General features: G+C 59.6%; 17 protein-coding genes and 1 pseudogene. 11 read left to right on the top strand and 7 right to left on the bottom strand.

Going from position 1 to position 18,277, the window contains the following annotated elements; genetic code table 11:
* Positions 1 to 8: 8 nt before the first annotated feature.
* The 5 genes from doeB (at position 9) to ehuA (ending at position 4,198) form a co-directional block, all read left to right on the top strand.
* Positions 9 to 1,028 carry a N(2)-acetyl-L-2,4-diaminobutanoate deacetylase DoeB gene (doeB, locus tag FBZ97_RS17625; protein WP_145321470.1) on the top strand — a complete coding sequence of 340 codons (1,020 nt, stop codon included), beginning with the start codon at positions 9 to 11 and terminating at the stop codon, positions 1,026 to 1,028.
* Between the two features lie 103 nt (positions 1,029 to 1,131).
* Positions 1,132 to 1,989, top strand: coding sequence for an ectoine/hydroxyectoine ABC transporter substrate-binding protein EhuB (gene ehuB / locus FBZ97_RS17620; RefSeq protein WP_113353236.1), 858 nt, complete (start codon positions 1,132 to 1,134; stop codon positions 1,987 to 1,989).
* Positions 1,990 to 2,082: 93 nt separating this feature from the next.
* Positions 2,083 to 2,748, top strand: coding sequence for an ectoine/hydroxyectoine ABC transporter permease subunit EhuC (gene ehuC, locus FBZ97_RS17615; protein ID WP_113353235.1), 666 nt, complete (start codon positions 2,083 to 2,085; stop codon positions 2,746 to 2,748).
* Entirely contained in the window at positions 2,745 to 3,437 is a 693-nt protein-coding gene (gene ehuD / locus FBZ97_RS17610) for an ectoine/hydroxyectoine ABC transporter permease subunit EhuD (RefSeq protein WP_113353234.1), read from the top strand. Before ehuC ends, ehuD begins: the two co-directional genes overlap by 4 nt.
* Complete coding sequence (gene ehuA / locus FBZ97_RS17605) at positions 3,434 to 4,198, top strand: ectoine/hydroxyectoine ABC transporter ATP-binding protein EhuA (protein ID WP_145321472.1); 765 nt, start codon at positions 3,434 to 3,436, stop codon at positions 4,196 to 4,198. The genes ehuD and ehuA overlap by 4 nt, the downstream gene beginning before the upstream one ends.
* Positions 4,199 to 4,235: 37 nt before the next feature.
* Here the strand turns inward: ehuA and FBZ97_RS17600 are convergent, their stop codons facing one another.
* From FBZ97_RS17600 to FBZ97_RS17575, 6 genes are all read right to left on the bottom strand, one after another.
* Complete coding sequence (locus FBZ97_RS17600) at positions 4,236 to 5,666, bottom strand: PLP-dependent aminotransferase family protein (protein WP_113353232.1); 1,431 nt, start codon at positions 5,664 to 5,666, stop codon at positions 4,236 to 4,238.
* 143 nt (positions 5,667 to 5,809) lie between these two features.
* Positions 5,810 to 7,189 (bottom strand): aspartate aminotransferase family protein, encoded by a 1,380-nt coding sequence (locus tag FBZ97_RS17595; protein ID WP_145321474.1) that lies wholly within the window; start codon positions 7,187 to 7,189, stop codon positions 5,810 to 5,812.
* A gap of 30 nt (positions 7,190 to 7,219) precedes the next feature.
* A complete protein-coding gene (locus FBZ97_RS17590; protein ID WP_145321476.1) occupies positions 7,220 to 8,716 on the bottom strand; it encodes an NAD-dependent succinate-semialdehyde dehydrogenase in 1,497 nt (498 codons plus the stop codon).
* A gap of 119 nt (positions 8,717 to 8,835) precedes the next feature.
* Positions 8,836 to 9,330, bottom strand: a complete 495-nt coding sequence (locus tag FBZ97_RS17585) for an Lrp/AsnC family transcriptional regulator (protein ID WP_113331108.1) — start codon at positions 9,328 to 9,330, stop codon at positions 8,836 to 8,838.
* Between the two features lie 275 nt (positions 9,331 to 9,605).
* Positions 9,606 to 10,220, bottom strand: a complete 615-nt coding sequence (locus FBZ97_RS17580) for a hypothetical protein (RefSeq protein ID WP_233789999.1) — start codon at positions 10,218 to 10,220, stop codon at positions 9,606 to 9,608.
* A gap of 307 nt (positions 10,221 to 10,527) precedes the next feature.
* Positions 10,528 to 11,466 carry a LysR family transcriptional regulator gene (locus tag FBZ97_RS17575; RefSeq protein ID WP_113353227.1) on the bottom strand — a complete coding sequence of 313 codons (939 nt, stop codon included), beginning with the start codon at positions 11,464 to 11,466 and terminating at the stop codon, positions 10,528 to 10,530.
* 128 nt (positions 11,467 to 11,594) lie between these two features.
* Between FBZ97_RS17575 and FBZ97_RS17570 the strand changes: the two genes are divergently transcribed.
* From FBZ97_RS17570 to FBZ97_RS17550, 5 genes are all read left to right on the top strand, one after another.
* Positions 11,595 to 12,308, top strand: coding sequence for a phosphoribosyltransferase family protein (locus FBZ97_RS17570; RefSeq protein ID WP_145321478.1), 714 nt, complete (start codon positions 11,595 to 11,597; stop codon positions 12,306 to 12,308).
* A gap of 460 nt (positions 12,309 to 12,768) precedes the next feature.
* A complete protein-coding gene (locus tag FBZ97_RS17565; RefSeq protein ID WP_113353226.1) occupies positions 12,769 to 13,341 on the top strand; it encodes an aminotriazole resistance protein in 573 nt (190 codons plus the stop codon).
* Positions 13,342 to 13,360: 19 nt separating this feature from the next.
* Positions 13,361 to 14,884 (top strand): ABC transporter ATP-binding protein, encoded by a 1,524-nt coding sequence (locus tag FBZ97_RS17560; RefSeq protein WP_145321480.1) that lies wholly within the window; start codon positions 13,361 to 13,363, stop codon positions 14,882 to 14,884.
* Positions 14,881 to 15,561, top strand: coding sequence for an energy-coupling factor transporter transmembrane component T (locus tag FBZ97_RS17555; protein ID WP_145321481.1), 681 nt, complete (start codon positions 14,881 to 14,883; stop codon positions 15,559 to 15,561). The genes FBZ97_RS17560 and FBZ97_RS17555 overlap by 4 nt, the downstream gene beginning before the upstream one ends.
* Entirely contained in the window at positions 15,551 to 16,183 is a 633-nt protein-coding gene (locus FBZ97_RS17550) for a phosphoribosyltransferase family protein (RefSeq protein WP_113331104.1), read from the top strand. Before FBZ97_RS17555 ends, FBZ97_RS17550 begins: the two co-directional genes overlap by 11 nt.
* A gap of 597 nt (positions 16,184 to 16,780) precedes the next feature.
* Here the strand turns inward: FBZ97_RS17550 and FBZ97_RS34740 are convergent.
* Positions 16,781 to 16,905: pseudogene (locus FBZ97_RS34740) on the bottom strand (ABC transporter ATP-binding protein); the annotation flags it as partial.
* A gap of 360 nt (positions 16,906 to 17,265) precedes the next feature.
* Here FBZ97_RS34740 and FBZ97_RS17540 point away from each other — a divergent pair.
* Positions 17,266 to 18,240 carry a mannonate dehydratase gene (locus tag FBZ97_RS17540; RefSeq protein ID WP_113353222.1) on the top strand — a complete coding sequence of 325 codons (975 nt, stop codon included), beginning with the start codon at positions 17,266 to 17,268 and terminating at the stop codon, positions 18,238 to 18,240.
* Positions 18,241 to 18,277 lie beyond the last annotated feature (37 nt).

The following is an 18,277-nucleotide window of genomic DNA, read 5'->3' as shown; positions in this document are numbered from 1 at the left end:
CGCCTGAGATGAACAGCATGAGCATATCCAAACGTCCATCGCCGATCACACCATCAGTCGATTTCGATCGCGACGGCATCCAGCACGGGCATCTGCGCCTTCCCTGGTCGCGCGACGATTCCGCCTGGGGTTCGATCATGATCCCCATCTGCGTCATCAGGAACGGCGAGGGGCCGACGGCGCTTTTAACTGGCGCCAATCATGGCGATGAATATGAAGGCCCCGTTGCCCTCTTCGATCTCGCCCGGACGCTGAAGCCGGAGGAGATCAAGGGTAGGATCATCATCGTTCCGGCGATGAATTACCCTGCGTTCCGGGCGGGCACCCGTACCTCGCCGATCGACAAGGGCAATCTCAATCGAAGCTTCCCCGGTCGGCCCGACGGCAGCGTGACCGAGAAGATCGCGGACTACTTCACGCGCTACCTGCTGCCGTTGGCCGATATCGTGCTCGACTTTCATTCGGGCGGCCGTACGCTTGATTTCCTGCCGTACGCCGCAGCGCATGAGTTGCCGGACAAAGGGCAGGAAAAGGCCTGCTTCGCCAGCGTTGCCGCGTTCTCCGCGCCCTATTCCATGCGCATGATCGAGATCGATGCTGTCGGCATGTACGACACAACGGCCGAGGAAATGGGCAAGGTCTTTGTGACCACGGAGCTTTCGGGCGGTGGAACCATATCGGCGCGCACGGCTTCCATTGCCAAGCGCGGCGTATTGAATGTGCTGAAGCACGCCGGAATCCTTGCAGGCGCTCCGGAGATCGAAGCGACGCAATGGCTCGATATGCCGTCGTCGGACTGCTTCATCTTTTCCGATGGCGACGGCCTATTCGAACCGCTCAAGGACCTGGGTGAGAAGGTTTCGCGAGGAGAAATCATCGCCCGTATCCATCCGATTGGACGCACCGGATCGGAGCCCTTTGACTATCGGGCGGCGCTGGACGGTGTTCTCGCCGCACGTCATTTCCCCGGCCTCATCAAGACCGGGGATTGCCTGGCCGTCGTCGCGACCTTGACGGGAGGCCTCTGAATTGCCGCGCCGCGACAGCGCGGCGCGGATCACCAACCCGCGACGGCAAAGAACCGGAAAACCGGACGGCCGATAGCGGAATCCAACCGCAGAGGAGTGAACCATGAGATCGAATTTTTACCGCAGCCTTACCGCCATGGGTCTGACCCTCGGCCTCGCCGTTTCAGCCCATGCCGCCAGCCTCGAGCAGATCAAGAAGGATGGCTACATCCGCGGCGCCAGCGCCAATGAGGTTCCCTATAGCTATATGGACGAGAGCGGTGCCGCCAAGGGCATTGGTCCCGATGTTGCCGCCGCCGTGCTGAAGTCGATGGGTGTCAAGGAAGTCGACTGGACCGTAACGCCATTCGGGTCGCTGATCCCCGGCCTGAAGGCCAAGCGCTTCGACTTCGTTGCCGCCGAGCAGAACATCCTGCCGGAGCGCTGCAAGCAGGTGCAATTCACCACGCCGAATTCGAGCTACGGCGAGGGGTTATTGGTGCCGAAGGGCAATCCGAAGAAGCTGCATTCCTATGAGGATATCAAGAAGGATCCGTCGCTCAAGGTCGCGATCGTATCGGGTGCCGATCAGCTCGATTTCTTCCATGGTCTCGGCATTCCGGAGTCCCAGATCGTCATGATCCAGGCGAATGCGGATGCGCTGTCCACGATCCAGACCGGCCGCGCCGACGCCTATGCGGCAACCGAGCTGACCGTCGCCAAGCTCGTTCAGGGCAGCACGAATGTCGAGCACGCAGAGCCGTTCACGGATCCGGTCATCAACGGGAAATCCGTCAGAAGCTATGGCGGCTTTGATTTCCGGCCCGAGGACAAGGATCTCTACAAGGCCTTCAATACCGCTCTCGAGGCTTTCAAGAAGACCGACGACTACAAGAAAATCCTGATGTCCTATGGTCTCAGCGCCGAAAGCGTCGAGGCCGCGCGCACGAAGAGCACCGATGACCTGTGCGCGGGCAAATGAGCCTATCGATAATCGAGAACGACCTAGCGGCCGTCTGCGGACGATCGCCAGGTTGTTCGGCCCCTGCCATTCTGGAACGGAGGTGACCCGGACATGAGCTGGACCCACTATCTGCCGGCATTGCTGAAGGGCGCGGAGGTGACGGCGCTCATCGCCGTCGCCTCGATGTTCCTGGGCGCGATCCTCGCCTTTGCGGCCGGCCTTGCGCGCTTTGCCGGAGGGCGGCTGCTCTCCGCAATCGCGATCGTCTATATCGAGATCTTTCGCGGTACGTCGCTTCTGGTGCAGCTTTTCTGGCTCTATTACGCGCTGCCGCTGATCGGGATCTCCTTCGATCCCATCACCACGGGCATCGCCGGTCTGGCGCTCAACATCGGCGCCTATGGCGCGGAGGTGGTGCGCGGGGCGTTGCAGGCGGTTCCCGACACGCAACATGAGGCGGCGCGCGCCTTGAATTTCGGGCACGGCCAGACACTCTTCCATATCGTCCTACCGCAGGCCGTGGTCGAAATGATGCCGGCCTTCGGTAATCTCGCCGTCCAGAATCTGAAGGACACCGCATTGGTGTCGCTGATCTCGATCAGCGATCTCACCTTCCAGGCGCAGCAATTGCGCAACATCACGCTCGACAGCGTGACGATCTATTCGCTGACGCTCATCGGATATTTCATCATGGCGCTCATTCTGGTTGCCTTCATGCGCTGGCTGGAGACGATTCTTCGCCGTGGCGTCGCCTTCCCGGGGAGGGCCCCGGCATGATGTATGGCTTCACCTGGGATACGTCGACGACGCTGTCTTTCGCATTGTCGATCCTGCCGATCCTTGGCATCGGCCTGATCGTCACGCTGGAGGCGGCGGCCGCCGGCTTTGCGATCGCGCTTGTTCTCGGCCTTGTCTTCGCCTTGCTGCGGCGCAGCCGCTTCGCGGTGATCTCCTGGCCGACGGCTTTCGTCATCGAGTTCCTGCGCGATACGCCGCTGCTCGTCCAACTCTTCTTCCTCTATTACGTCCTGCCGATCTACGGCATCGTCCTGCCGGCCTTCCTGACCGGTGCGTTGGCGCTCGGTCTGCAGTATTCGGCCTATACGTCGGAGGTCTATCGCGGCGGCCTGGATGCCGTGTCGCTCGGACAATGGGAAGCTGCGACGGCGCTCAATCTCAGCCGCGGCCGCACCTATTGGGATATCATAATCCCACAGGCCATTCCCCGCATCATTCCGGCCATGGGCAACTATCTCGTGTCCATGTTGAAGGAGACACCGGTCCTGTCCGTCGTCACGGTGGTTGATATGCTCAACCTCGCCAATCTTATCGGGGATCGGACGTTCGAGTATCTGGTGCCGCTTTCGCTCGTCGGCCTGATCTTTCTCATCCTCACGCTCGTCTGCTCGGCGGCCATTCATTGGCTCGAAAAGGCGTTGCCGAAAAACGGAATTGCTCTCAAATGACGCAACCACTGATCCGCTTTCAAGATGTGACCAAGCGCTACGGCCACCTGACCGTTCTCGACAATTTCTGCTTCGACGTCACGCCCGGCGAAAAGGTGACATTGATCGGTCCTTCCGGTTCTGGAAAATCGACGGTCCTGCGCATCCTGATGACGCTCGAACCTTTCCAGGAGGGTACCCTGCATCTGGCCGGTATGGCCTATCATCAGGATAACGGCCGTGGTCGTTTCCTCGCCAGCGAGGCGCATCTGCGCCAGATCCGTACCCATGTCGGCATGGTGTTCCAGAGCTTCAACCTGTTTCCGCACATGACCGTGCTGCGCAACGTCGTCGAAGCGCCGACACGCGTGCTCGGGCTTGGCCGGGCGGAGGCCGAGTGCCGCGCGGTCGAGCTTTTGCGCATGGTCGGGCTTTCGGAGAAGAAGGATCATTATCCGAGCCAGCTTTCCGGCGGCCAGCAGCAGCGCGTCGCGATCGCCCGTGCGCTCGCCATGCGTCCAAGGGTGTTGTTGTTCGACGAGCCGACATCGGCGCTCGATCCGCAGCTCGTCGGCGAGGTGCTCGGCGTCATCCGCGATCTGGCCCATGAACATGATCTGACCATGCTGCTCGTCACCCATGAGATGCGCTTTGCCCGCGAAGTCTCCGATCGCGTCTGCTTTTTCGACAGGGGCCGCATCTGCGAGCAAGGTAAGCCGGAAGATATCTTCAGCGCGCCGAAGGAAGACCGCACCAAGGAGTTTCTGCGCTCCGTTCTTTGATCGGATGCAGCGCTGAACTTGACGCCTTCCGTTGCGATTAAACGATCGATCCCACATCGAAGACAGGCGGCAGCTGTTCGAACGTGCCGCGAACGGTTTCGAGCGCCGAGCGAAGGGCGGAATGGGAGAGTCGGCCACCGAGACAGATGCGGATGCCGCCGACCGGCCGCTCTCCACCGGCGACGAACGGATCGGATGGCGTGACCGCCACGCCTTTGCGGGCAAGCGCCCGCACGAGACCTTCCTCGGTCCAACGTTCCGGAACAGAAAGCCAGGCGCAAAGCGACAGCGGATGGCTGCCGGCGACGAATGGCGCCAGCACATCAGAGACGATCGCCTGCCGGGCCTCCGCCTCGCTTCGCTGGACGGCAAGCAGGGCTTGCGCCGTCCCATCCAGTACCCAGCGCGACGCCATTTCGGCGACGACGTTGGTGGCGCTCCATCCGGTGACGCGCAGGATCGAAGCGGCGCGGATCGAATAATGTGCCGGCACGACCAGATAGCCGATGCGCAATCCCGTCATGACGGATTTCGTGAAGCTGGTCACGAAGAAGCCGAGCTCGGGTATGAGGTCCGCCATCGAGGGAAGGGGATCGCGCAGCATCGGCTTGTAAACCTCATCCTCGATGACGAAGACACCATGCCGGCGGGCGATATCCGCGATTGCGCGCCGACGCTCGGCCCCCATGACATGGCTGGTGGGATTGCCAAGCGAGGAAACGATGACAAGCGCCGTTACGTCGCCGATGGCACAGGCCGCCTCGAAGGCCTCGGGCAGGATACCCTCGCGATCGGTCGGAAGACCACGCAGCGTAAAGCCGAGAACATTGGCAAGGCCGATGATGCCGTGATCGGTCAGGCTCTCGGTCAGGACCACTTCGTCGGGACGAACGACCGAAGCGACGGCAAGGAAAAGCCCGTGCGCCGCGCCATTCGTGATCAGGATCCGGTCTGGATCGGTCTTCACCGACAAGCCGGCGAGCCAGACCTGCGCCGCGGCGCGATGGGCATCGAGGCCGGCGATCGGCCGGCAGGGCCGCATGAAGCTGCTATTGTCGCTTTCGGCAAGCGCCTGCATCAGTTCACGGGCCGATCGCTCATGCGCCTCGGTATAGACAGCTCGGATGATGGAGAGATCGGCGCTGCCGCTCGGATCGCGATCGAGCATGAAGCTGTCGGCGCGTTCGGTGACGCGGCTACGCACGAAGGTGCCGCGCCCCACCTCGCCGCGCAGGTAGCCGCGGCGCTCCGCCTCCTTGTAGCTCAAACTCACGGTTTGGACGGAAATTCCCAGTGCATGGGCAAGATCGCGATGCGTTGGCATCTGCGCGTGGACGGGCAGAATGCCGTCATCGATGTCGGAGATGATCTTGTCGGTGAGCAGCTTGTGCTTGGTCACGCCCTTGCGATGCTGAAGGACGGGCTTCCAGGCGCCATTGTCCTGGCTTTTTGAATCATGACGATACATGGATTGATCCGGTACAATTACAGGAGTCCATGTACACCATTCGGCACCGGATGGCGACGACCGAATGCAATGGCGCGGCCTTTTGTCAACAACAGGCCGCGCCATTGGCGTAGGATGTGCAGGGTCGCCTCGTCAGGAGCGGATCAGCGGTTCGAAAATACGCTTTCGATGGCGCCGGCCGCCGCCTTGACGACGATATCGGCTTCCTCGCGCGTCAGGCATAGCGGCGGCGCAAAGCCGAGGATGTCTCCTTGCGGCATGGCGCGGCCGATGACACCGCGCTCGAGCAATGCCGACGCCACCTGCGGTCCGATCTTCTGCGCGGGATCGAAGAACTTGCGATCATCCTTGTCCTCGACGAATTCGATGGCCGCCATCAGCCCGTCGCCACGAACCTCGCCGACATGCCTGTGGCCGCCGACGGCCTTGGCGAGTTCGGAGCGGAAATAGGCGCCGGTAGAGCCTGCATTTTCGACGATGCCGAGTTCGTCGACCAGCTCGAGATTGGCGATACCAGCAGCCGCGCAGATCGGATGCGCCGAATAGGTCCAGCCATGACCGATGGCGCCGAGCTGGTCGGATCCCTGCACGAGAACCTGCCACATCTTGTCGGAGACGATGCTGCCCGAAAGCGGCGCATAGGCGGAAGTCAGGCCCTTGGCGATGGTGATCAGATCCGGCTTCATACCGTAATGATCGGAGCCGAACATCGTGCCGAGACGGCCGAAGCCGGTGACGACCTCGTCGGCGACGAGCAGCACGTCATATTTGTCGAGGACGGCCTGGATCTTCTGCCAGTAGGTCTTCGGTGGCGGAACGATGCCGCCGGTGCCGAGGATCGGCTCGCCGATAAAGGCCGCGACCGTCTCCGGACCTTCAGCGAGGACCATCTCCTCCAGTCTGTCCGCGCAATGCTGCGCGAATTGTTCCTCGTTCATCGCGCGGTCGGCGCGGCGGAAGAAATAGGGCGCCTCGGTGTGGAGGATCGGCGCACGTGGCAGGTCGAAGGCCTTGTGGAACAGTTCGAGACCGGTGAGGCTGCCCGTCATGACGCCTGAGCCATGATAGCCGCGCCAGCGCGAAATGATCTTCTTCTTTTCCGGTCGGCCGAGAATATTGTTGTAGTACCAGATGAGCTTGATGTTGGTCTCGTTGGCATCGGACCCGGAAAGCCCGAAATAGACGCGGCTCATGCCTTCCGGGGCGCGGTCGATGATCATCTTCGAAAGCGTGATGGAAGCTTCCGTGCCGTGGCCGACATAGGCGTGGTAATAGGCAAGGTTCCTTGCCTGCTCGGCGATTGCATTGGCGATTTTCTCTCTTCCATAGCCGACATTGACGCAATAAAGGCCGGCAAAGGCATCGAGGCTCTTCTTGCCAGTGGTATCCGTGATGTAGACGCCTTCGGCGCCGGCGATGACGCGCGTCGGAGTTTCGCCGCGCGCATGCATTCCCATGTGGGTCGAGGGATGGAAGAAATGGTCCCTGTCCCAGGCATTCAATTCGTTGCGCTTGTCCAACATATTCTCGTTCCTTCTTTTTTATTCGCGGCGTCAGGCTGTCGTGTCGACGCAGAGATATTTGAGCTCGGTGAAAGCCTCGATGCCGTGGCGGGAGCCTTCGCGGCCGAGACCGGATTGCTTCCAGCCGCCGAAGGGAATTGGGCCGCCCGTGATCTTCACGCGGTTGATGGCCACCATGCCGTATTCTAGCGATCGGCCAAGCCGCATCTGCCGCGCACCGTTGGCCGTGACAACGTAGGCGACGAGGCCATATTCCGTGTTGTTAGCCCGGGCCACCACCTCGTCCTCGCTGTCGAAGACGCTGACGGCTGCGACCGGCCCGAAGGTTTCTTCGTGCATGATCAACACGTCCGGCGCAGGCTCGACGAGCAGGGTCGGCTGGAAGAAGAGGGAGCCGGCCGCATGGCGCTTGCCGCCGGTAACGAGCCTTGCGCGATGCTGCAAGGCGTCCCTGACCTGCTCCTCGACCTTGGCAACCGCACGTTCATGCATGAGCGGCCCGATGTCGGAGGTGCCATCCAATCCGTTCCCGACCTTAAGAGCTTCGATGCGCTTGGCGAAAGCCGTAACGAAAGCGTCCATGATCGGGCGCTGGACGAAGATACGGTTGGCGGCGAGGCAGTCCTGACCGGAGGTCGCGAATTTGGCACTGATAGCGATATCGACGGCGCGGTCGAGATCCGCATCGTCGAAGACGATCAAGGGCGCATGGCCGCCAAGCTCCATCACAAGACGCTTCATTGTCCCCGCACACTGGCCGGCGATCATCTTGCCGATGCCGGTCGAGCCGGTGAAGCTCAATGCCCTGACCCGGAGGTCGTCGCAGAAGGCGCCGACGATGGTTGCGGCATCACCGGTCACGACATTGAACACACCGGCCGGAAGCCCGGCACGTTCGCCGAGTTCGGCAAGGGCCAGCGCCGATAGCGGAGTTTCGGACGACGGATGAGCGACGACGGTGCAGCCGGCCGCAAGCGCTGCAGCGGCCTTACGCGTGATCATGGCGGAAGGAAAGTTCCAGGGGGTGACGATGCCGACGACGCCAAGCGCTTCCCGGCGCACGATCATTTCGGCATTTGGCAGATGGCTGGTCACGCTCTCAGCATTGATGCGCTTTGACTCCTCGGCATACCATTCGATGAAGCCTGCGGCGTAATCGATCTCGCCGCGGGATTCGGCGAGCGGCTTGCCTTGTTCCAGCGTCATGATGAGCGCCAGATCCTCGCGTGCCTCCAGCATGAGTTCATACCACTTGCGCAGAATCGCTGATCGCTGTTGCGGCAGAAGCGAACGCCAGGCGGCAAAGGCACGCGCGGCAGTATCGATGGCGCCGATGGTCTCCTGCCTGTCGAGACTGGCAACCCAGGCAAGCGTCGCGGACGATGCAGGGTCCGTGACCTCGAAGCTTTGATTGGCTTTGCCGGCGACCCAACGACCGGCAATATAGGAAAGATCTCGCAGCAGATGGCGGTCGTTCAGCCTTGAAAGGGCTTCATGATAGGTGGCGCGAGCGTGGAGCGCGGTCATGGTCGGGTCTCTCGTTCCAGATACCCGATGCTGCCATGGAACGCCGCGAGAGATTGTCCATTGCTGGCGGTTGGAAGAGAGAAAGGACCTAAAGTGAATGGTGTCTGTAGAGAATCTCTCTATTCGCCGCCAGGCGCATCCGGGGAAAGCAGGTCGGCGACGGGAAGCACCGTTTCTTCCTTCACGGTCTTGGTCACGATGTATGTGAAATAGCGTTCGATGCCGAGGTCGCGATTTAGGAGGTCGTCGATCAGACGCTGATAGGCATCGATATCTGCCGCCATGATCTTCAGGATGTAATCGACGCCACCGCCGACGGCCCAGCAGGCAACGATCTCCGGCGTCGCCGCGACCGTTCGTTCGAAGCGCTCGAAATCCGCCTGGCGATGATTGGCGAGCGTGACCTCGACCATGACGCTGGCGATCGGAGCAAGACGCCGCAGTGCCAGATGTGCATGGTAACCGGTGATAATTCCAGCCTTTTCCAGCTTTCGAAGGCGGAGCCAGCATGGTGTCGGCGACAATCCCACCTTATCGGCCAGCGCGAGCTTGGTGATGCGGCCATCGCGCTGAATGGCGTCCAGTATCCGCAGATCGATTGCATCAAGTCTCATGTGAAAGCTGCTTGTCGTCGTCACTTATCGTTTCCAGACCAATGGCACTCGAAACCAGAGCTGACAAGCTTGCTTTGTGGAATTGGGCTGATCGCGCGGCGTTGTCTGATCCTGAATGAGGCTCTTTATCTGCCGGAAGGGCGGCGCTGATTATGTTATGCGGCTATCGGGAAACAGGTTTACGAGCGATGCTCTTCACATCCCGTCAGCGGGGTATCATGGAAAAATATAATAGATATTTCTAATTTGCGCTGCGATGCCAAATCTTCTCGCGCCTATTCTATGATGTTCGGGATCGAGCGTTCAATGCGAACATCCAGACGGATGACGCGCGTGCTGAGAATTTGAGATTCGCGCACGGTTTCGAAAACGGGCAGGAAAACCGGACGAATGATCGTGAACCAGGAAGCGACCTCGTCGATGTTGGCACTGACGCTTGTAGTCTTGCCGCTTTCATCCTTGCCGACGATCAAAAGATTGCCGGCCAGCGGCGAGGGGTGATCTTTCAAATCCGCTATGCTGGAAAGTCCGTCGATAAGGCCGTTATTATCGGCATAGAGAAGATGGGAGTCCGCGATGCGGACGATATCGATCCCACTGGAGCCGACCAACTTGCGGATGTGCTCGATCCGGTTGCCGGCGGGAAGCATCACCGTCCGGATCGTTCCGTCGACCGTGCTTAAAAGATATGACTTGGCTTCTGGCATGGGAATTTCTTCCGTTTGCCGTTCGACGAAGTGCGGTTCTTGCGCACGAACGAGGCGAAGCTGCGGTCGTGCTCTCCTATGGGATTCATATGGGCTATAATCATTCGCCATTCCCATGCCACCTCGAGAATTAGCAGCAGAAGATATTGGCCCTATAGGCGCGAGCTTGTGCAACTTTTGCAAGCATCAAAATTCGTTCGGTGTGTTGCCTTTTCTTCAACGGCGACGTGTCCCCGACGCCTCAAATCCGAATATATTGAGCCACATTTGCTTTAGCGGCCCCCGAATACTTCCGCGATGCATGAATAACGTTACGCGCCAGCGCTCCGGCCTGCCGCTCACGAAAATGACATGAGCGTTGACATCTCAAGCTGGAGTAAAAAATGCGATGCCTGCCACCTTTGATTGATAATGGGTCGACGGAGGCGAGATAGCGCCGTGATGGATAGCGCCGCCGAGCAAGGATCATCCTGTCCAGACAAGGGAGCGACTATTCCAATGAATGCGCGGATGCCTTTCCGGCTCGAACTGCGATCTCATCGAGATATTCCTCGAAATATCTGCGGGCAATGATGGATGTCATCGAGAGGCTGCGTCTGGGGTCAACGATCAAGGAAAGGATCATTGGCGGCAAGCCGCTGTCGGCTAAGCGAGAATAGTGCAATCCGTCCTCATGCGGGAGGGGCATGCCGGAAGCGATCGCGGTCACCCCGAAACCGCAGCCCTCGCGGACCATGGACCGCATGAGCGACAAGCTGTTGGTCGTCAAGACAGGCTGAAAGCGGATGTCGATACGCGCCGCCGCAATATCAACGACATCACGTAGATGACTGCTGGTGTCGGGAACGATCGTCGGCTTCTTGAAGAATTCGCCGATGGAGATGCTGTCCTGCTGCTCTACGCCTGCGGGCAGCATGGCGATGAGATGAAAATCGGCGGAGCGCGTAACAATGACCCCCGGCAGGGGCAGGGGGCTGAAGGTCAGTCCGAAATCTGCGTCCCCGTCCCTGACCAGCTGTCGCACGCGATCGGAATCCTCCACTGCGATCGCATTGCGGATACGAGGGTGGTCCTTCGTGAATCGCGCTATCACTGCCGGCAGGAAATCGGGCACGGTTTCCTGGGAAGCCGCGATTTTCACCTCGCCGCGGCGTAGTCCCTTCAGTTCCTCGATCTCGGATTTGATGCGGGAAAGATCCTTATTCCATTCCCTGTAGCCATTGACGAGCAGTTCGCCCGCCGATGTCAGCCGCATGCCGCGCGGCAGGCGCTCGAAGAGAGCAACACCGAATTCCTCCTCTGCGCTGATGAGCTGCTTGTTGATCGCCGAAGCCGACACATTCAGTCTTTCCGCGGCTTTTCTGATCGAGCCATGGTTGGCTATCTCGTCGAGGTAATGCGCGAAGCGAGAAAACAGGAGTCGGCTCATTCGGAAGTATACCTCGTTGAAGAAAAGGAAACACACCGGACGAATTTTGTTGGTTGTAAAAATTGTGTGATCTAGTGTCTATTAAGACAATAATTTGAATGCAATCAATGTGCCAAGAAGGCCGCAGCATGTATCTGGAGACCCCGCAAACCCATCAGGTGCAGGTTGCAGGCGAGAATTTCAACTTGCCGATCGTCCAGCTGAGCGATCGGCGAGCAATCGCATTGCTGATGGTCATCGACATGGGTATCCAGTTCGGAGAGCTCGTCGGCGAGGCCCTGGCCCGTCATTTTGCGCCGTTGCGGCCCGACATCGTCGTCGGCAGCGCGACCTTGGGCGTCCCGGTCGCCATCGAGGTCTCGCGGCGCCTTGGCATCGATCGATATGTAATCCTGCAGAAATCACCCAAATTTCACCTTGCCGACGCCTTGGTCGAGGATGTTCGTTCCATCACGACCGCAACGCCACAGCGTCTTCTGCTGGATCGCCGTTCGATAAAGCTGCTTCAGGGCAGACGCGTTCTGGTTGTCGACGATGTCATCGCCACCGGTTCCAGCATGGCGGCGGCGATCAGGCTCGTGCGTCGTGCCGGCGCAAACATAATTGGTGCGGGCGCCATTCTGACCGAAGGTCATTCCTGGCGGACGCTACTCGGAGAGGACGCCAAGCTGGTGACCAGTCTGGGCCACATTCCGCAGTTTGATGTTATCGAGGGAGTGGCGACGCCGGATGGCGCGACCGAAAAGGATGCTTGGACGGAAGATCGCGCTTCGGTCAGCAAGCCGATCGCGCGGATCCGGCGGAAACGTTCCATGGCCGAGAAAGACGTCGCGCGAATATAGGCAGGGTGCCGATGATTTGCTGAGCTATCTTTGTGGCACTCGTTGGTCGCGACGCGCATGATTGGATTGGCCTGCCGATACTGCGTGTGCTAGATCAAGTTCCATATGCAATCATGGGTGGTTTTCGTGATTTGAATTTCCTATACGTCGTTTGAATGTTGGAGAGAACTTCCGTGCGCGGGCATTGCATTCCTACTGCAATTCCAAACCGCGCGTTACGCTGGCCTTTTCTCCATTGTCCCTGTGAGTTTTAGGGGGCTGAAGCAGTAGTCTATGGGGGATCCCGAGGGTCTGTAGAGTGTGGTGTCCCGGTCTCCGTTCGTGATTGGATGAAGTCCGGGATCTGAGTAATCGGATGCGTCAATAAGAGAGCGCGAAACTGCGCCCGAATGATCGCGGAGGACCATCCAATGGGTTTTCCGAGAATTTCTGGAAATTGCTTTTTAAAGGGACCAAGATCATGCAACCAGCGACCGTTTCACAAACCGACGGCAATACACTCTTTCCTATCGTACTCTCGATCGTGGCGGCTGCCGCGACTGGCGTGCTTTGGGCTTATGCCAATCCAATCCAGCTCGTGCCTGGCGTCATTCAATGGCGCATTTTCGCCTTTCTGCCATCGGTGATCGGCATTCTGCTCGGCTGGCGCAGCGGCTTCATTTGCGGCTATCTCGGCACCATCGTCTGGTCGCTGCTGGCCGGCACCTTCATACCTGCGCATTCGCTTCTTGTTGACGGCATCATGGTCGGCCTGACCGGCCTCGTGCCAGGGCTGCTTTTCGATCCTGCCAAGACGACCTTCGATCGCAGTGGGCTGATCAAGATTGCCGTGGTCTGCCTTATCGTCGGGCTCGTTATGGTGGCAGCGGTGTCTGCGAGCCTTGCCTATCTCGGCATTTTCCCGTTCTGGTGGGGTTTTGGCTATCTCGGCTTGTCCGACATCGTCCCGATGGTTGTCGGCACGCCGCTTCTGATCATCCCGGCCATGAAAATCCTGAAGAGTGCGCATCCATCCGGTTTCAAGCGCTTCTGAACCCGATCTGGATCAACAAGTGCTCAATATCGCTAATCTGACGATCGGTTTCGGCGGCGCTGCGCCGGTGCTTGCCGAAACCAATCTCATGCTTGACGAGGGGCAGCGGCTTCTCGTCTGTGGTGAAGCGGGCAGCGGCAAGTCGACATTGCTCGGCGTTGCCGCCGGCCTCATTCCGCGCCTTATTCCAGTTGCCGAATTCTCCGGGCAGGTGGAGCTTGCTGGCCGCCCGCTGCTTTCCTTCACAAAGAAGGAACTGTTCGGCACGATTGGCTTCGTGTCGCAAAATAGCGAAGACCAGCTTTGGGATATCTGCGTCGAGGACGTCATCGCCTTTCCCCTGGAAAACAAGGGCATCGAGCGCAACGAGATTCGGGACCGGCTGACCGAACTGATGGCCGAATTCGAGCTACAGGCCCTGAGCGGCCGTCGGGTTCTCACCCTTTCCGGGGGTGAGCGGCGAATGGTCACCATCGCCGCGGCGATCGTCTCGAGCCCATCGATTCTGGTGCTGGACGAACCGACGACCGGGCTTGATCCTGCCGCGCGCGTGCGGCTGTCCAATATCCTGCTGAAAGTGCTGGACAGCACCCCGACACTGCTGGTCTCGGAGCAGGACCCTTTGACACTCCGCTCCGTAATAGACAGCATTGCCCTGATGCGTCGCGGCGGCGTCTCTCCGAGCATGCCGCCGGAGACGGTGCTTAAGCACGACGCCGCCTGGATCGACGCCGGCATTTTGCCGCCGATGCGCGCCCGGCCGGCGCGGCAGACCGTCGAGCCGGGTCGCCCGCTGTTGACCGTTTCGGGTCTGACGAGCCAGCTTTCCCGATCGCGCGACAACCCGGTATTGAAGGACGTCAGTTTCGATATCCGGGCTGGAGACGTGCTGGCGCTCATCGGCCGCAATGGTGCCGGCAAGACGACGCTGTTCAAATCGATCCTCGGGCTGGTGAAAACCACCTCGGGTTCCATTCTTCTCGACGGGACAAAGGCCGACGACTGGTCTGTTGCGGCGAGGGCGCGCAAGATCGCCTACATTCCCCAGAACATGCGCCATATCCTGTTCAACATGACCGTAATCGGCGAGGTGATCTTTGCCATTACGGCGTCGAGCGCATCGTCGAGCGACCCGGCCGTCGTTGCGCGCGCCAAGGCAGCGCTGGAGCGATACGCACTCTCCGACCTGGCGGAAGCCAATCCGTTTGCTCTTTCGGCCCGCCAGCAAGCATTGCTGGGGCTTGCTTGCGCCGATGCGACCGGCGCGCTTGTTGCCATCATCGACGAGCCGCTTTTGAGCAGAGACATCAAAGGCCGGCAAATGCTGGAACGTTTCATCTCGTCGATGCAGTCTTCGGGGCGGGCGGTCATGCTGATCTCGCACGATCTGGAATTGGTCGACGATCTGGCTACCCGCCTGATGATCCTCGACAATGGCAGGATCGCGTTCATGGGGGCGCCCGAAGACGGCTGGGAAAGCGGCACCTTCGGTTCTCTCGGATGGCAAGCACCCTACGATATGACAGCGTGGAGCATGGCATGACGCGGCTTCATGAGCTCAATTTCTTCATCAAGCTGGGAATCGCCTTCATCATCATGATGGCCGCCTGGTTTGCCCCGGGCTGGCGGTTCGGAGTACCCCTTGCGCTTATCTGCCTGGCCCTTCTATGGAGCTTGAGGGTTCCCGGGCTCCGCGGCTACCTCAAGGGCGCCGCGCTGCTGACCGGCATGGTCATGGTGAGCTGGATGATAAATCTCTGGCTGCAGGGTCTTTCGACGCCGGAAGCCTTGTCGGTCGCGGCGGCGATGGCCGCCAGGCTAGTGACCACGACGGCCGCCTTCTATTTCGTCATGGAGACAAGCTCGCCGGGCGAAATATTGGCGGCGGCAAGCGCTGCCAGGCTGCCGTCCATCGCCACGCTCGTCCTGTCACTGACCTTCGGCGTCATTCCGATGCTGCGCGATGATTTCGAGCGCATTGCGGACGCCCAGCGTTCTCGCGGCATGGAGATCGACGATGTCAGCCTGCCGACGAAATTGCGTTTTGCGCTGGCACGCGGCATTCCGCTGCTCGTCCAGGCGATCCGCATGGCGCACGCCATCTCGTTTTCCCTCACCCTTTACGGGTATGATCTGAAACACAAGCGAACAACCTGGCGAGAAGTCGGCCTGATGGTCGAGCAGCGCCTCAGTATGAAGGATAAGGCCCATGACCCCTGAGACCGCGGACCCTAGAACCGGGCAGAACTGGAAGGTCGATGTTGCCGGCTATGCCGTCGAGTTGCCGATCGTGGCGATCAAACCGGATTTTGCCATTTCCCTCATGATGGTCATCGATCTCGGCGTGAAATTCGGTGAGCACGTCGGCATCAAGCTTGCCGCCAAGTTCGCGTCGCTCAAGCCCGACATCGTGGTCGGTACGGCGACACTCGGCATTCCCGTCGCCATTGAAGTGACGCGGGCGCTCGGCCTCGACAACTATGTGGTCCTGCAGAAGTCGCCGAAGATCCATTTGGCAAATGCGCTGGAACAACGCATCTCCTCGATCACTTCCAAGGGCGAGCAGCGCCTGCTGCTGGACCGCGCCGCGATCCCCCTTCTCAAGGGCAAGCGCGTGCTTGTCGTCGACGACGTGGTCGCCTCGGGGTCAAGCCTCAAGGGTTCGCTGGAATTGGTGCGCAAGGCGGGAGCCGAAGTTGTCGGCATTGGCGTTATCCTGACCGAGGCCCGAGACTGGCAGGAGACGCTGGGATCCGATTGCGACCTCATTCAGGGCCTCGCTCATATTCCTCAATTCTCCAGGACCGGCAATTCTGCCTGGGAGCCAATTCCCGGCACCTGAGGCCACGGCTGCAATAAACGTATTTCGTCGCCGCCGCTGTTTCGACACATGTTCGATGCGCTGCGTCTGGGCGTGCCATCTGAACGCCCAGACTTCGGTCATATGGTCCTCAGACGTTCCGAAGTTCCGGCAACGGCGCCTATTGCTTACGGATCCTGCAGATGACGGTACCGTCACCCGTTCGCGCCTTCTTGTTGGGATCGATGCATGTCAAGGCATGGGGATCACAATCCTCGCGGAACTCATACACGCCATTGGGACCCATAGCTTCCAGATTTGGGGTTTGCGACGGGCAATCCACGGCCTCTGTGCCGCGTTGCTCGCATGCGGAAAGCGTGAGACCGATCAAGAGGAGAGCAAGAAACTTGTGCATCATCCGTCTTCGATTACAGGATCATATGATGAATGCAAACCCACCATCATCATGGACCATATCGAAACGAGGCGAATGGCCCTACATCAACCTGTCCTTCGGACTTCCGCATTCCGTTGTAGAAAAATCATGGCCACGAAAATCGTAATCACGATCACGATAGGAATCGGATGACGATTTGCCTTCGCGTGAAGATGGAGCGATCGGCTATCGGTCACGCCCACTTAAAGGGAACTCGCCTCGAAGAGTTCGCGCGTATAGGCGTGGTGCCGGCCTTCAAATCCGCCTTAGTCAGTTCATCGACGAAGGTCCCGTCCTTCATGATCAGCACGCGATCGCATATATGGCTCCTCCCGGGAGTGCGATGTAATACGTATGATGTTGTCTATATGTCATATTATGATTTATCGAAAATCGGCATGGCTTGCAAGGCCAGGCGGATGACCTGATGCGAATGAGCGGAGGTCAAAAGTGGCGACATGAGACCCGGGTTGCCTGAAGCTGGCGTAACGGGCAATCGATCGGTTGCCATGTGGCTTGGCGGTAAAAGGTACCAGATGGGGTGGCATTTGATAAGGCCGGAGATGGGGCGGCTCGATATCAGCGATTGCGCGTGTCGCCTCCTCACGGAGCGGCAATAGCTCTCGACACCTCTAAGAATTCATATTATGTCATATGATACGGATCAATCTCACGGGAGAGACGCTCGGTGTATGTAGGAACACAGGTCGAGGCGCGCGACGACGACGATTATCGCGTTTTCGCGCAATTGGGGCTGAAGCATATATGTGCGGACCCGCCGGGAAAGCCGGAGAGCTGGACGCTATCCGATCTTGAGCGCCTTCGCGACAAGGTCGAGAGTTTCGGGCTGATTCTGGATATGATCCAGCTTCCCTTGCCGTCTCAACCGATCGAAAAGGCATCCTATCCTGATATTCTACTTGCCGGACCGGATCGCGATCGCCAGATCGATGCGGTCTGCAAGCTCATCGAAGATGTGGCGGCGGCCGGCATCCCCGCGGCAAAATACAATCTCAATCTCATCGGCATACCGCGCACGCCGGAAGAGCCTGGACGCGGCGGTTCGATGAATGCGAGCTTCCGCTGGGACAAGGCGGACCACCACGCCGCCCCCGGCCTTGCCGGCGTCCTGTCGGAAGACGAGAACTGGGAGCGCATCGATTATTTCCTGGAGCGGGTTGTGCCCGTGGCGGAGAGCAATCGCGTCCGCCTCGCTTGCCACCCGCATGATCCCTACACACCGCCGGGTTATCGCGGCGTCACGCGTGTGCTCGGCTCCGTGGAAGGCTTGAAGAAGTTCGTGCTGATGCGTGAAAGCCCCTATCACGGGCTGAATTTCTGCCAGGGATCGGTCGGCGAGATGCTCGACAATCCGCGCGAGGAGATCGATGACATCATCCGCTGGTTCGGCACGCGCGGCAAGCTTTTCAACGTCCATTTCCGCAACATTCGCGGTGGCAAGCTCTCCTTCATGGAGACCTTCCCGGATGAGGGCGACATGGACATGGTCCGCTCCGCGAAGGTCTACAAGGAGGTCGGCTACCAATACATGCTGATGCCCGATCATGTTCCGACCATCAGCGGCCGGGACCCGACCGGCGTCGCCTTCGCCTTCTGCTACGGCTACATCGCCGCCCTCGTCCAGTCACTCGAAGGCGCCTGAGACCCATCGCCCCTACCAATCGATAACAGGATTCCGA

The organism is Rhizobium sp. ERR 942, assembly GCF_007828395.1.
In the GTDB taxonomy this organism is placed as follows: domain Bacteria; phylum Pseudomonadota; class Alphaproteobacteria; order Rhizobiales; family Rhizobiaceae; genus Rhizobium; species Rhizobium dioscoreae.
The sequence above is the reverse complement of the archived record's forward strand: the minus strand, read 5'-3'. Positions and strand labels throughout refer to the sequence as shown.

What these genes read in the sequence shown, in the direction of transcription:
- doeB (WP_145321470.1), top strand. Translation starts at nt 9, where the DNA reads ATGAACAGCATGAGCATATCCAAACGTCCATCGCCGATCACACCATCA.
- ehuC (WP_113353235.1), top strand. Translation starts at nt 2,083, where the DNA reads ATGAGCTGGACCCACTATCTGCCGGCATTGCTGAAGGGCGCGGAGGTG.
- FBZ97_RS17585 (WP_113331108.1), bottom strand. Translation starts at nt 9,330, where the DNA reads ATGAGACTTGATGCAATCGATCTGCGGATACTGGACGCCATTCAGCGC.
- ehuB (WP_113353236.1), top strand. Translation starts at nt 1,132, where the DNA reads ATGAGATCGAATTTTTACCGCAGCCTTACCGCCATGGGTCTGACCCTC.
- FBZ97_RS17550 (WP_113331104.1), top strand. Translation starts at nt 15,551, where the DNA reads ATGACCCCTGAGACCGCGGACCCTAGAACCGGGCAGAACTGGAAGGTC.
- FBZ97_RS17570 (WP_145321478.1), top strand. Translation starts at nt 11,595, where the DNA reads ATGTATCTGGAGACCCCGCAAACCCATCAGGTGCAGGTTGCAGGCGAG.
- FBZ97_RS17575 (WP_113353227.1), bottom strand. Translation starts at nt 11,466, where the DNA reads ATGAGCCGACTCCTGTTTTCTCGCTTCGCGCATTACCTCGACGAGATA.
- ehuA (WP_145321472.1), top strand. Translation starts at nt 3,434, where the DNA reads ATGACGCAACCACTGATCCGCTTTCAAGATGTGACCAAGCGCTACGGC.
- ehuD (WP_113353234.1), top strand. Translation starts at nt 2,745, where the DNA reads ATGATGTATGGCTTCACCTGGGATACGTCGACGACGCTGTCTTTCGCA.
- FBZ97_RS17565 (WP_113353226.1), top strand. Translation starts at nt 12,769, where the DNA reads ATGCAACCAGCGACCGTTTCACAAACCGACGGCAATACACTCTTTCCT.
- FBZ97_RS17590 (WP_145321476.1), bottom strand. Translation starts at nt 8,716, where the DNA reads ATGACCGCGCTCCACGCTCGCGCCACCTATCATGAAGCCCTTTCAAGG.
- FBZ97_RS17555 (WP_145321481.1), top strand. Translation starts at nt 14,881, where the DNA reads ATGACGCGGCTTCATGAGCTCAATTTCTTCATCAAGCTGGGAATCGCC.
- FBZ97_RS17595 (WP_145321474.1), bottom strand. Translation starts at nt 7,189, where the DNA reads ATGTTGGACAAGCGCAACGAATTGAATGCCTGGGACAGGGACCATTTC.
- FBZ97_RS17600 (WP_113353232.1), bottom strand. Translation starts at nt 5,666, where the DNA reads ATGTATCGTCATGATTCAAAAAGCCAGGACAATGGCGCCTGGAAGCCC.